This is a genomic window from Enterobacter cloacae complex sp. HYC074_NIDB (genome assembly GCF_056673345.1).
Genome location: NZ_CP114214.1, coordinates 3931034 through 3943340, shown reverse-complemented (window position 1 = coordinate 3943340; position 12307 = coordinate 3931034). Strand labels below are relative to the sequence as shown.

Below are 12307 nucleotides of genomic sequence, written 5' to 3'. Positions count from 1 at the left end.
AGCGAATTGCCGTAGTGTAGGTTAGCTCTTTTGCGCCTGGCAAGCCCGCTGGACGTAAGGGTTGTGATTCCCCTGGACTTTGGCGATACGTTCGTCGCGCTGGCATTCCCAGTCCGTCACCGGGTAGAGCTTGTCCCAGGCATTGAAGAGCTGCGTCTGCTGGCGGGAAAGATTGAGATCGTAGCGGTCGCGCATATAGAAATAAGTGCGGGCGATGCTACCGCGCGCGCGGGCAGGCGGTTCGGCGACTTTCTCTTTGAAATCGACCTTCATGGCGCACTGACCGTACTGGCCTTCGCCACCGTTCCACTGGCTGTACATGAAGTTTCCGCGGTCGCCATTGACCTCACCCACGGCGGGTTGCAGGTTGTGCATATCGCTTTCCATCTGGCGGTAGACCGGATCTTTTGCGCAATTTTTACGTCCACCGTCCTGCCAGCACTGGCGCTGGTGGCCAAACTGCCAGGCCGGAACGACGTGTTCCCATTCGATTCGGCTGGCGCGGTTCTCGTTCTTGCGCACCTTATAGCCGCAGGATCCCAGATCCACGACCCCTTTCTTACCCTGCCAGTTAATTTTACAGCCGCAGTAGAAATCACCCGGTACGTCGGCGTTAATCTTTACGCCTGCGGTTTTTGCCTGAGAGAAACTGTGAATACCGTCGGCCAGAGCATGGCCGGAGAGCGCTGTCGCCAGAAAAGCGACCGCGAGAGAAACATTACGGGACATCTTACACTCCGTGTCAAAACGAGCCCGCAACGTAACGAATGTTGTTCCCGTATGCAATCAGTCAGATCAGGAAAGTTCCTGAAAGTTCGCGTGATTATTCCGCAACCAGCGGTTCGCCGCATTTAACGCAGCGGTAGGTCGCCTCGCCCCGCACTACGCGGTTATGGCGGCGGACGGTAAGCTGGTGCTGCTGGCACTGGCAGCGGTAGGGGAAGGTATTGCGGCGTACCGATTCCAGCTCGAACTGATGGGTGCGACGGGCCGGAACGCCGAGCACCGCCTCCATCATCCACTTCCACTCTTTGCCGTGCGGCGCGACGCGGCCAAAGTGCTTCCACACCAGCAGATGCGCCAGCTCGTGCGGCACCACTTCTTCGATAAACGCCTGCTGATTTTCCATCATCAACACCGGGTTGAGGCGGATCTCATACGATTCCAGCCAGGCGGTACCTGCCGCGGTGCCACGCTGCTGATAGACCAGCTTCGGTTCAGGATAATTGCGGCCGAGCTTCAGGTTGGCCTGGGCGAGTTTTTCCCGCAGGCTGCGCATAACGGCTTGCTGAATGGCGATGGGGAGACGGGGTGCTTTCATAGGGGCAGAGCATAAAGCGGGAAGCGGGGAGGCGCAAGAGGCGCCTCCCGCAGGAGGATCAGTCGTGTGCGCCGATTTCGCGCAGAGGACGACCTTTCATCAGGTTACGTTCAATGTGTTCCAGTGAAACATGTTTGGTTTCAGGAACCAGCCAGATAGTGAGAACAATAAAGAACAGGTTCAGACCGGCGTAGACCCAGAAGGTGTTGGCATTACCCAGAGTATTAAGCATGGTCAGGAACGTTGCGCCGACGATCATGTTGGCAATCCAGTTGGTCGCGGTAGAGCAGGTGATGCCAAAATCACGTCCTTTCAGCGGCTGGATCTCAGAGCACAGCACCCAAATCAGCGGACCGGCGCTCATCGCAAACCCAATGATAAACATCAGCAGCATCGCCACGGCGAAGTACTGTGCCGTTGGGGAGTGAATGCCCATGTGCATCATGGTACCCAGCACGCCCATCCCGACGGCCATCACCAGGAAGCCCAGCGTCAGGGTTGGCTTACGTCCCCAGCGGTCCACCAGGCCGATAGCGATAAAGGTCGCCAGCACGTTGGTCAGGCCGACGATCACGGTGCCCCACATCTGCTCGGTGGTGTTGGTGTAGCCCGCCAGTTCGAAGATTTTCGGCGCGTAATACATGATGACGTTCATCCCGGTGAACTGTTGCATGATCTGTAACAGCACGCCGAGGAACACCGCGCGGCGGAAGTTGCTGTTCTCTTTGAACAGCGCCCAGCCGGACTGTTTGACCTTCAGGCTTTCGCGGATCTCTTCCAGCTCGTTTTTGGCTTCGGCGCTGGTATCACGCAGGCGTAAGAGCACGCGTTCGGCATCATGGAAGCGGCGTTTGGCGGCGAACCAGCGCGGACTGTCCGGCAGGAAGAAGACGCCAATCAGCAGCAGGATGGCAGGAATGATGATGACGCCCAGCATCCAGCGCCATGCGCCGCTGTAGCTGAATGCGGTATCGGAGAGATAAGCCCCCAGAATACCGATAGTGATCATCAGCTGATACATGGAAATCATGCTGCCGCGGATTTTTTCCGGAGCGATTTCAGACAGGTACAGCGGGGCAGTATAAGACGCCACGCCCACTGCCAGACCGAGCAGCACGCGGGAGATGATCAGCACTTCAACATTAGGCGCAGCGGCAGAGAACAGTGAGCCGGCAACGAACAGGATCGCGCCAATCATCAGGCTCTTTTTACGCCCGAGCTTAAAGGAGAGCCAGCCGCTGCCGACCGCGCCGACGGCGGCACCGAACATCATGGAGCTAACCACCCATTCCTGAGTGTGTGCGCTAATCTGGAACTCATCGGTGATGAAAGGTAATGCACCGGCAATTACGCCAATATCCAGGCCAAAGAGTAATCCTGCCAGAGCGGCGAGGAAGCAGACGAAGAACGTCATTGCCTTATTGGACGTACGCCCCTGTTTATTATTGTCAGGCATTATGCCCTCCAGTTGGGTTATCAGTTTTTACGATATAAAGAGTAGGTGAGCGGCTCATAAAAATATGTGAGTCAAATCACAACGGTGTAATCGGTTACACTGGCTTGTAACCGTAAAAATAATTAAAGCCTTGAAAATATAGAGGTAAATTAATTGATGTGCATCGCGTTTGCACAAATTTCAGACTTAACTGAAAGGGAATGTAACAGCAGAAGAAATGCGATCATGCAAAGAGAATATTCTGAAAGCGGGGTATAGAGAGTGAGGTGTAAACGGTTCCAAACATTGCCGGGTGGCTACTAGCGCCTTACCCGGCCTACAAAAACTCACTACCCGTAGGTCGGGTAAGGCATAGCCGCCACCCGACATAAAAAAGGCCAGCACAAAGGCTGGCCTTTTTAAGCTGCTGGCAGTCGATTATTTCAGACCGGCAGCATCACGCAGCAGGGCGGCTTTGTCGGTTTTTTCCCATGGGAAATGTTCGCGACCAAAGTGACCGTACGCTGCAGTTTCCTGGTAGATTGGGTGCAGCAGATCCAGCATCTGAATCAGACCGTATGGACGCAGGTCGAAGAACTCACGCACCAGCAGGGTCAGCTGTTCAGAAGGCACTTTTTCAGTACCGAAGGTTTCCACCATGATGGAGGTTGGCTCAGCCACGCCGATGGCGTAGGAAACCTGAATTTCACAGCGGTCAGCCAGACCGGCAGCAACGATGTTTTTCGCCACATAACGTGCAGCGTACGCGGCAGAACGGTCAACTTTAGACGGATCTTTACCGGAGAATGCGCCGCCGCCGTGACGTGCCATGCCGCCGTAGGTATCTACGATGATTTTACGACCGGTCAGACCGCAGTCACCCATTGGGCCGCCGATAACAAAGCGTCCGGTTGGGTTGATGAAGAATTTGGTCGCAGAGCTCAGCCATTCAGTTGGCAGAACCGGCTTGATGATCTCTTCCATCACCGCTTCTTGCAGGGATTTCTGGTCAATCTCTTCAGCATGCTGCGTGGAAAGAACCACGGCATCGATACCGACGATTTTCCCGTCGTCATACTGGAAGGTCACCTGGCTTTTCGCATCCGGACGCAGCCACGGCAGGGTGCCGTTTTTACGTACTTCAGCCTGACGCTGCACCAGACGGTGTGCGTAGGTCACCGGCGCTGGCATCAGCACGTCGGTTTCGTTGGTTGCGTAGCCGAACATCAGGCCCTGGTCGCCCGCGCCCTGTTCCAGCGGATCGGCACGGTCAACGCCCTGGTTGATGTCCGGAGACTGTTTGCCAATCGCGCTCAGTACGGCGCAGGAGTTGGCATCAAAGCCCATATCAGAATGTACATAGCCGATCTCACGCACCGTGTTACGGGTGATCTCTTCGATATCAACCCATGCGCTGGTGGTGATCTCACCGCCAACCAGAACCATGCCGGTTTTGACATAGGTTTCACACGCTACGCGCGCCTTTGGATCCTGCGCGAGGATCGCATCCAGCACCGCATCGGAGATTTGGTCAGCAATTTTATCAGGATGTCCTTCTGATACGGACTCGGACGTAAACAGGTGTTTTGCCATGTTTTATTTCACCTAAGAGGAATTTGGTTAGCTCAAGCTGCTGTGTGGAATAGCCATAGGAGATAATTCTACCAAGGCCTACAGGATTTTGACACTGGCAGTCTGAGTGTTAATCGGTATGGATGGATTAACATCTGGACGTCTATTTTAGGTCACTTCTTCACCCGATTTCCAGTTTTTTTTGACTCACCTCTCATTGCGTTGAAAACGCTGCTGGAATTTTTTCTGACGACGCTGGCAACCTGCGCATTTTTGTTTTGCTTTTTAGCGACCTTCTCGGTATAAAACGCGGCGCGCGGCTCATATAAAATAAGCGCTCGATGAACACATCGTGTCGCCACTTCCAGCCGGGTTAAGCAGTGAACTTTTAGCTTTGGCTTGTGGTCCGTTTCAGCAGAGGCGGCCGTGGAGGTGATACCAGATAATGAACCATCGTTTTCCGCTCATTCAGCGCAGCCGTTCTGGCGCGCATTTGATTCCCACCCGCACTTCTGGTCTAAACACCTGCCGATGTTATACCCATCTCGGTGCTTCTCAGGATTCCAGAGCCGGTCACGCTTTGTGAAAACTGAACAAGGGCGCTCTTGTTAATACAGGAGTTTTCTCGTGGTTTCGCCGAACCTTGTCATACAGAGTTCGGATACGTGTTTTACAATGATATGAATAAGAAACCGGTCGCACGGTCTGGATTTCAGCATACTCTGCTGGGAAATGGAGCCGTTAATGGGTTGTTATCGCCGTATAACGCTGCGATAGTAGTCAACTGTTTTACACTTAATACAAAGAGTTGAGGTTCGCTATGTCTGACGACATGTCTTCGCTTTCGCCTTCGTCAGCAGGCGAACAGGGTGTACTACGTTCTATGCAGGAGGTTGCGATGAGCTCCCAGGAAGCCAGCAAGATGCTGCGCACTTACAATATTGCCTGGTGGGGCAATAACTACTACGACGTTAACGAGCTGGGCCACATCAGTGTCTGCCCGGATCCGGACGTCCCGGAAGCGCGCGTGGATCTCGCTAAACTGGTGAAAACCCGTGAAGCGCAGGGTCAGCGCTTGCCTGCACTGTTCTGCTTCCCGCAGATCCTGCAACATCGCCTGCGTTCTATTAACGCCGCGTTCAAACGCGCGCGGGAATCGTATGGTTATAACGGCGACTATTTCCTCGTTTACCCGATCAAGGTCAACCAGCACCGTCGCGTGATTGAGTCCCTGATCCACTCCGGCGAGCCGCTGGGCCTGGAAGCAGGCTCTAAAGCGGAGCTGATGGCGGTTCTGGCGCACGCGGGCATGACCCGGTCGGTGATCGTCTGTAACGGCTATAAAGATCGCGAATACATTCGTCTGGCGCTGATTGGCGAGAAGATGGGCCACAAGGTCTATCTGGTGATCGAGAAGATGACCGAAATCGCGATCGTGCTGGAAGAGGCCGAGCGTCTGAACGTGATCCCGCGCCTTGGCGTGCGTGCGCGACTGGCGTCGCAGGGTTCCGGTAAATGGCAGTCTTCCGGCGGTGAAAAATCCAAGTTCGGCCTCGCGGCGAACCAGGTGCTTCAGCTGGTGGAAATTCTGCGCGAGCGCGGTCGTCTGGACAGCATTCAGCTGCTGCACTTCCACCTCGGCTCGCAGATGGCCAACATTCGCGACATCGCCACCGGCGTGCGTGAATCGGCACGTTTCTACGTTGAGCTGCATAAGCTCGGCGTGAATATTCAGTGCTTTGACGTGGGCGGCGGCCTGGGCGTGGACTACGAAGGGACCCGCTCGCAGTCTGACTGTTCGGTAAACTATGGCCTGAACGAATATGCCAACAACATCATCTGGGCGATTGGCGATGCCTGCGAAGAGCACGGCCTGCCGCACCCGACGGTGATCACCGAATCCGGCCGCGCGGTCACGGCGCACCATACGGTACTGGTCTCTAACATCATTGGCGTTGAGCGTAGCGAAATCACCGAAGCCACGCCTCCGGCAGACGATGCCCCACGTTCCCTGCAAAGCATGTGGGAAACCTGGCAGGAGATGCACGAGCCGGGCACGCGTCGTTCCCTGCGCGAATGGCTGCACGACAGCCAGATGGACCTGCACGATATTCACGTCGGCTACTCGTCAGGCACATTCAGCCTGCAAGAGCGCGCGTGGGCCGAGCAGCTCTACCTGAATATGTGCCACGAAGTGCAGAAACAGCTCGACCCGAGCAACCGCGCGCACCGTCCGATTATCGACGAGTTGCAGGAGCGTATGGCGGACAAAATGTACGTCAACTTCTCCCTGTTCCAGTCGATGCCGGATGCCTGGGGTATCGACCAGCTGTTCCCGGTTCTGCCGCTGGAAGGGCTGAACCACGCCCCGGAACGCCGCGCCGTGCTGCTGGACATCACCTGTGACTCTGACGGCGCGATTGACCATTACGTCGACGGCGACGGTATTGCGACCACTATGCCAATGCCGGAGTACGATCCGGAGAACCCACCAATGCTGGGCTTCTTTATGGTGGGGGCGTATCAGGAGATCCTCGGCAACATGCACAACCTGTTCGGTGATACCGAAGCGGTTGACGTGTTTGTCTTCCCTGACGGCAGCGTGGAGGTTGAGCTGTCCGACGAAGGGGACACCGTGGCGGACATGCTCGAATACGTTCAGCTGGATCCGAAAAAACTGCTCACCCAGTTCCGCGATCAGGTGAAAAACACCGGTCTGGACGACGCGTTACAGCAGCAGTTCCTGGAAGAGTTTGAAGCGGGTCTGTACGGGTACACCTACCTGGAAGATGAGTAGGTATACTCCCTCTCCCGGTGGGAGAGGGGCGGGGTGAGGGCAACAGACCGCACAATGCCCTATACTCACTTGAACCCGTATGAATTAACGGCGATAATTCGCCCCAATTAGCGATTTACGAATCAATCCCTTCCTCGTCGGGTTTAACGACGCGGAGGGGATTTTTTTTCATCTGTTTTTAATGTATCGACTTTATAAGAGGTCAGGACATGAGCACTTTAGGTCATCAGTACGATAACTCTCTGGTATCTAACGCGTTTGGTTTTTTACGCCTTCCGATGAACTTCCAGCCGTACGACAGCGATGCGGACTGGGTGATCACCGGCGTACCGTTCGACATGGCAACGTCCGGTCGCGCGGGTGGTCGTCATGGTCCGGCGGCGATCCGTCAGGTTTCCACTAACCTGGCCTGGGAGCACAACCGCTTCCCGTGGAACTTCGACATGCGCGAGCGCCTGAACGTGGTGGACTGCGGCGATCTGGTGTACGCCTTCGGCGACGCGCGTGAGATGAGCGAAAAATTGCAGGCACACGCCGAGAAGCTGCTGGCGGCCGGTAAACGCATGCTCTCCTTCGGCGGTGACCACTTCGTGACCCTGCCGCTGCTGCGCGCCCACGCGAAGCACTTCGGTAAAATGGCGCTGGTGCATTTCGATGCGCACACCGACACCTACGCGAACGGCTGCGAGTTCGACCACGGCACCATGTTCTACACCGCGCCGAAGGAAGGCCTGATCGATCCGAACCACTCGGTGCAGATCGGCATCCGCACCGAGTTTGACAAAGACAACGGCTTCACCGTACTCGACGCGGGCCAGGTGAACGATCGCGGCGTGGACGATATTCTGGCTCAGGTTAAGCAGATCGTCGGCGACATGCCTGTCTATCTGACCTTCGACATCGACTGCCTGGATCCGGCATTCGCACCGGGTACCGGTACGCCGGTGATCGGCGGCCTGACATCAGACCGCGCCATCAAGCTGGTGCGCGGCCTGAAGGATCTGAACATCGTCGGGATGGACGTGGTGGAAGTGGCTCCGGCCTATGACCAGTCCGAGATCACCGCGCTGGCCGCGGCGACCCTGGCGCTGGAAATGCTCTATATCCAGGCGGCGAAAAAAGGCGAATAAGCCTTACGCGCTGATTGCTGCTGCGCGCCGCATGCGCAGCAGCAACATTCCCCCGGCAAGCAGGGTGACAACCTGCGAGACGACCAGCACCGAAAAGCCTGAACTGACCGACCCCACCGATCTCATCACCATCCCCATCAGCAGCGGAATAAACGCCGCGCAGATATTGCCGATCCCATTGATTATGCCGTAAGCGCTGCCCACCGCTTCCCGCGCGGCGTGATGCTGGATCACCGCCGGAATAGCCGCCCCCTGTAGCCCCCAGAAGACATTAGCCGAAAGCATAAACAGCGCCAGCCAGGCAGGCTGATGGCTGAGCATCAGCGCGACCACGGACAGCGCCGTCATCGCCCCGCCCACCACAAACAGCATCGGTGCCTGTTCCGGACGCATTTTGTCGAGCAGCACGCCGCCCAGAAACTTTGACCCCAGGCTGAGCAGGAAGGGGATCGCCGCAAGCCAGCCCGTGGCATGCAGCGAGAAATGATGCTCGTCACGCAGCCACGCGGGCAGCCAGGCGCTGCTCCCCCAGAGATAGCTCAGGGTGGCGATTTCAACCACCATGATCCAGCCCAGCAGCGGCGTCTGCCAGGCCAGCGTGAAGGTGTGGACAAACCCCGGTTTTTTCGCGGTCGGGAGCTTGCGCGGCGCGGGCAGAAAACGCCAGATTAAGCTGCCCCCGAGGAGAAGGTTGATTGCCGCCAGTGCATAAAACGATCCGGCCCAGCCCAGATGCGACATCAGCCAGGTCACCAGCGGAAAGCCCACGGCCAGCCCGAGCGAGACGCCCAGCGCGGTCACGGCGTTGGGTTTACCGATCTCTTGCGCGCTAAAGTTATCGCTGATAAAGCGCGTTTTCAGCGAAAATAGCGGACCCTCCGCGATCCCCAGAATCACGCGGGCGATGAGCATTCCCGTCAGCGAGCCGAGCAAAGGTGAAGCCGCGCAGACCGCGGCCCAAATCGCAATGCTGCTTAATAATCCCTGCCGATAATGAAGTTTGCTTTCAATAACCGGCGTTAATAATAGAGCGGAAAAACCATAACCCAGAAGAAAGCAGGTCATGAGCAGGCCCTGTAACATTCTGTTTTCATTTAACTGAAAATGTTCGGCAAATTCCGGGTTTAAAATCATTACCGAGATATTTACCCGATCGACGTACGAAATAATAATGAGTAATAAAAGCGCAATCGTGCCTTGCCATCTTGCCGTCATCATGTCCGCCTTACGTTTTTTGTAACTTATATTTTTCATCAATGTGATTGTCACGGAGCTAAAATGGTTCACCTGTGAAACTCTTTGTTTATTAAAGATAAATTAAAAATGAGTTTCACAGGTGAAACGCGAAAGAGGTGACGTTCATTTATTTTTAAAGAGTAAAAAGAAAGGAAGTCAATATCTTTTATTCAAAATAAGAGGCCATTAAAAAAACGTATTTCTCACGCTGCAATAATGAAAATTTCATATCGCTGCATTTTTTCGTGATCCCTTGCACACTTAGTTAATTAATTGCTGGTCGATTAACAAATTAGTCACATTGTCGCTTGACGAAACATTCATCGCTTTTATATTGACCGTATTAAATAAGAAACAGAGTTTCATATATGAAACAAAAGCCTGGAGGATCGTGATGAGCTGGATAGGCGTATGTGACGCAGAGCAAGTACAGGAAGATTTCCCTTTTAGCGGCAACGTCGACGGTAAAGAGATCGGCGTTTACCTGATCGACGGTGAATATTACGCGCTGGAGGACGTATGCCCGCACGCCTATGCCCTGCTGAGTCAGGGCTTCGTGGAAGACGGCAAGGTGGAATGCCCGCTGCACGAGGCGGTATTCGACGTCAAAACCGGTCAGTGCCTGCACGGCCCCGGCGGGCGCAACCTCAACCGCTACCCGGTTCGGGTCTTTGAAAACCAGATTCAGATTACCTTCGTCGAGGAGACCGTGGCATGAGCGACACCCTGAACTTCAACCCGGCGCTGCCGGAAAGCCGCCAGTTTACCCCACCGGCAGAGGGCGGTAATGGCGCCATTCATAAGCCGGGTGATTACACCAACCTGATCTGGCAAACCCGCAGCCGCGAGCCGGAAAGCTGGGAAGTGAAGCTGATTGCGACGCTGGAAGATCTCTTCGAGCAGGGCGTTGAAACCTTGCCGGAGCTGGTAAGCGGGCTGAACGCGGTGCGCATGCACGACCAGCAGGGCGAGCCGTGGAGCGACGCCAGCTTCCAGGCATTCTTACAGGTTAACGGCTACTGAGGGCAACGCGATGACGACGACCGTACAACATTATCTGGATAAAGGCCTGCGTGGCCTCTGGTATCCGGTGCTGGCGAGCTGGGAAGTGCAGTCTGCGCCGGTGGGCATCACCCGCCTGGGCGAGCAGATTGTGGTCTGGCGCAATAAAGATGGCCAGGTGCAGGCGCTGGAGGACCGCTGCCCGCACCGCGGCGCGCGCCTGTCGATGGGCTGGAACCTCGGGGACCGCATTGCCTGCTGGTATCACGGCGTAGAGGTGGCGGGCAACGGCGAAGTGAAAGACGTGCCCGCCGTAGATAAATGTCCGCTGGTCGGCCAGCAGTGCGTACGCAGCTATAACGTGCAGGAGGCGCACGGCGCCATCTTCCTCTGGTTTGGCGTCACCGCGGACCAGCAGCCGGACGAGCTGACCTTCCCGGACGAGCTCGCCGATACGGACAGCTTCAGCAACTTCCTCTGCACCGCCGCGTGGAAATGCAATTACCAGTACGCGCTGGAAAACGTGATGGACCCGATGCACGGCACCTATCTGCACTCCTCGTCGCACTCGATGGCGGAAGGGGATCGCAAGGCCGACATGGTGCTCCAGCCGACCAAAACCGGTTTTATTTTCGAGAAGAAAGGGCAGAGCGGCGTCAATTTTGACTGGGTGGAGCTGGGCAACAGCGGCACCTGCTGGATGCGCCTCTCCATTCCGTACAAGAAGCGCTTGGGGCCGGGCGGCCACTTCTTTATCGTCGGCATGGTGGTGCCGGAAGATAACGACAACTGCCGCGTCTTCTTCTGGCGCATTCGCCGGGTGCAGGGCTGGCAGCGCGATATGTGGCGTTTCATGTACCGCAACCGTCTGGAAAAACTGCACTGGGAAGTGCTGGAGCAGGACCGCGTGGTGCTGGAAAGCCTGGCGCCAAACGCGCGCGATCATGAGTACCTGTATCAGCACGACGTCGGTCTTTCGCGCCTGCGCCGCATGATGCAAAAGGCCGCCAAAGAGCAGCTGGCGATGCGTGAAGCACAGCAGGGAGCCGCCTGATGAACGGGCTGCTGAGCGGCAAGCGCATCGTCATAACCGGCGCCGCGCGCGGGCTGGGCTTTCACTTTGCCAAAGCCTGCGCGGAGCAGGGCGCGGCGGTGGTGATGTGCGACATCCTGAAGGGCGAGCTGGCCGAAAGCGCCCACGCCCTGAGCGAGCGGGGCTATGCGATCGAACCGCACGTTATCGATCTGGCCGATCCACAGTCCATTGAGCAGGTGTTCAGCGCCATTGGCGAGCAGGGTCAGATCGATGGCCTGGTGAACAACGCGGCGATGGCGACGGGCGTCGGCGGCAAAAACATGCTCGATTACGATCCGGATCTCTGGGATCGGGTGATGAGCGTCAATGTCAAAGGCACCTGGCTGGTGACGCGCGCCGCCGTGCCGCTGCTGCGTGAAGGGGCGGGCATTGTGAACGTGGCGTCCGACACCGCGCTGTGGGGCGCGCCGCGCCTGATGGCCTACGTCGCCAGCAAGGGGGCCGTCATTGCCATGACCCGATCAATGGCGCGCGAACTGGGTGAAAAGCGTATACGCATTAATGCCATCGCGCCGGGGTTAACCCGCGTCGAGGCGACGGAATATGTCCCCGCCGAACGGCATCAGCTCTACGAAAACGGACGCGCGTTAACCGGCGCGCAGCAGCCGGAAGATGTCACCGGCAGCGTGGTCTGGCTGCTAAGCGATCTGTCTCGGTTCATCACCGGACAGCTGATCCCGGTCAACGGCGGTTTTGTCTTTAACTAAGGTAGGGCGAT

The 12307-nt window shown here is 56.5% G+C and carries 13 protein-coding genes; 8 read left to right on the top strand and 5 right to left on the bottom strand.

From position 1 onward, the window contains the following. Window positions 1-21: 21 nt before the first annotated feature. The 4 genes from endA to metK all read right to left on the bottom strand — a co-directional run bounded on the left by endA (window position 22) and on the right by metK (window position 4349). Window positions 22-729, bottom strand: coding sequence for a deoxyribonuclease I (endA, locus tag O1724_RS19185; protein WP_003860034.1), 708 nt, complete (start codon window positions 727-729; stop codon window positions 22-24). A 94-nt stretch (window positions 730-823) separates the two neighbouring features. Beyond that, window positions 824-1321: a SprT family zinc-dependent metalloprotease gene (locus O1724_RS19180; protein WP_003860035.1), complete on the bottom strand. Its 498-nt coding sequence runs from the start codon at window positions 1319-1321 to the stop codon at window positions 824-826. A 58-nt stretch (window positions 1322-1379) separates the two neighbouring features. Next, window positions 1380-2777, bottom strand: a complete 1398-nt coding sequence (gene galP / locus O1724_RS19175; protein ID WP_015571832.1) for a galactose/proton symporter — start codon at window positions 2775-2777, stop codon at window positions 1380-1382. Window positions 2778-3194: 417 nt separating this feature from the next. Further along, window positions 3195-4349 carry a methionine adenosyltransferase gene (gene metK / locus O1724_RS19170; RefSeq protein ID WP_003860037.1) on the bottom strand — a complete coding sequence of 385 codons (1155 nt, stop codon included), beginning with the start codon at window positions 4347-4349 and terminating at the stop codon, window positions 3195-3197. Window positions 4350-4773: 424 nt separating this feature from the next. Here metK and O1724_RS19165 point away from each other — a divergent pair, with 424 nt between their 5' ends. From O1724_RS19165 to speB, 4 genes are all read left to right on the top strand, one after another. Then, on the top strand, window positions 4774-4914 hold the full coding sequence (locus O1724_RS19165; RefSeq protein WP_418235904.1) for a hypothetical protein: 141 nt from the start codon (window positions 4774-4776) through the stop codon (window positions 4912-4914). Between the two features lie 94 nt (window positions 4915-5008). Continuing rightward, window positions 5009-5140 carry an acid stress response protein YqgB gene (gene yqgB / locus O1724_RS19160; RefSeq protein WP_057979949.1) on the top strand — a complete coding sequence of 44 codons (132 nt, stop codon included), beginning with the start codon at window positions 5009-5011 and terminating at the stop codon, window positions 5138-5140. A gap of 8 nt (window positions 5141-5148) precedes the next feature. Continuing rightward, window positions 5149-7125 carry a biosynthetic arginine decarboxylase gene (speA, locus tag O1724_RS19155; protein ID WP_017382922.1) on the top strand — a complete coding sequence of 659 codons (1977 nt, stop codon included), beginning with the start codon at window positions 5149-5151 and terminating at the stop codon, window positions 7123-7125. A 209-nt stretch (window positions 7126-7334) separates the two neighbouring features. Beyond that, a complete protein-coding gene (gene speB, locus O1724_RS19150; protein WP_017382921.1) occupies window positions 7335-8255 on the top strand; it encodes an agmatinase in 921 nt (306 codons plus the stop codon). A 3-nt stretch (window positions 8256-8258) separates the two neighbouring features. Here the strand turns inward: speB and O1724_RS19145 are convergent, their stop codons facing one another. Continuing rightward, window positions 8259-9470 carry an MFS transporter gene (locus O1724_RS19145; protein WP_048209713.1) on the bottom strand — a complete coding sequence of 404 codons (1212 nt, stop codon included), beginning with the start codon at window positions 9468-9470 and terminating at the stop codon, window positions 8259-8261. Between the two features lie 415 nt (window positions 9471-9885). Here O1724_RS19145 and O1724_RS19140 point away from each other — a divergent pair, with 415 nt between their 5' ends. From O1724_RS19140 to O1724_RS19125, 4 genes are read left to right on the top strand one after another with little or no spacing between them, the layout of a single operon-like run. Continuing rightward, window positions 9886-10209: a Rieske (2Fe-2S) protein gene (locus tag O1724_RS19140; RefSeq protein ID WP_003860044.1), complete on the top strand. Its 324-nt coding sequence runs from the start codon at window positions 9886-9888 to the stop codon at window positions 10207-10209. Next, complete coding sequence (locus tag O1724_RS19135) at window positions 10206-10514, top strand: recombinase-like helix-turn-helix domain-containing protein (RefSeq protein ID WP_022651826.1); 309 nt, start codon at window positions 10206-10208, stop codon at window positions 10512-10514. The genes O1724_RS19140 and O1724_RS19135 overlap by 4 nt, the downstream gene beginning before the upstream one ends. Before the next feature lie 10 nt (window positions 10515-10524). After that, the gene (locus tag O1724_RS19130) at window positions 10525-11547 is read left to right on the top strand and encodes an aromatic ring-hydroxylating oxygenase subunit alpha (protein WP_126296855.1); all 1023 of its coding nucleotides are present in this window, start codon (window positions 10525-10527) and stop codon (window positions 11545-11547) included. Further along, window positions 11547-12296, top strand: coding sequence for an SDR family oxidoreductase (locus tag O1724_RS19125; protein WP_003860050.1), 750 nt, complete (start codon window positions 11547-11549; stop codon window positions 12294-12296). The genes O1724_RS19130 and O1724_RS19125 overlap by 1 nt, the downstream gene beginning before the upstream one ends. The last annotated feature ends 11 nt before the right edge of the window (window positions 12297-12307 follow it).

Excerpts from the sequence above, each read along its gene's own strand:
- speA (WP_017382922.1), top strand. The coding sequence starts at position 5,149 with ATGTCTGACGACATGTCTTCGCTTTCGCCTTCGTCAGCAGGCGAACAG.
- metK (WP_003860037.1), bottom strand. The coding sequence starts at position 4,349 with ATGGCAAAACACCTGTTTACGTCCGAGTCCGTATCAGAAGGACATCCT.
- O1724_RS19165 (WP_418235904.1), top strand. The coding sequence starts at position 4,774 with ATGAACCATCGTTTTCCGCTCATTCAGCGCAGCCGTTCTGGCGCGCAT.
- O1724_RS19140 (WP_003860044.1), top strand. The coding sequence starts at position 9,886 with ATGAGCTGGATAGGCGTATGTGACGCAGAGCAAGTACAGGAAGATTTC.
- speB (WP_017382921.1), top strand. The coding sequence starts at position 7,335 with ATGAGCACTTTAGGTCATCAGTACGATAACTCTCTGGTATCTAACGCG.
- O1724_RS19135 (WP_022651826.1), top strand. The coding sequence starts at position 10,206 with ATGAGCGACACCCTGAACTTCAACCCGGCGCTGCCGGAAAGCCGCCAG.
- galP (WP_015571832.1), bottom strand. The coding sequence starts at position 2,777 with ATGCCTGACAATAATAAACAGGGGCGTACGTCCAATAAGGCAATGACG.
- endA (WP_003860034.1), bottom strand. The coding sequence starts at position 729 with ATGTCCCGTAATGTTTCTCTCGCGGTCGCTTTTCTGGCGACAGCGCTC.
- O1724_RS19125 (WP_003860050.1), top strand. The coding sequence starts at position 11,547 with ATGAACGGGCTGCTGAGCGGCAAGCGCATCGTCATAACCGGCGCCGCG.
- yqgB (WP_057979949.1), top strand. The coding sequence starts at position 5,009 with ATGAATAAGAAACCGGTCGCACGGTCTGGATTTCAGCATACTCTGCTG.
- O1724_RS19180 (WP_003860035.1), bottom strand. The coding sequence starts at position 1,321 with ATGAAAGCACCCCGTCTCCCCATCGCCATTCAGCAAGCCGTTATGCGC.
- O1724_RS19145 (WP_048209713.1), bottom strand. The coding sequence starts at position 9,470 with ATGACGGCAAGATGGCAAGGCACGATTGCGCTTTTATTACTCATTATT.
- O1724_RS19130 (WP_126296855.1), top strand. The coding sequence starts at position 10,525 with ATGACGACGACCGTACAACATTATCTGGATAAAGGCCTGCGTGGCCTC.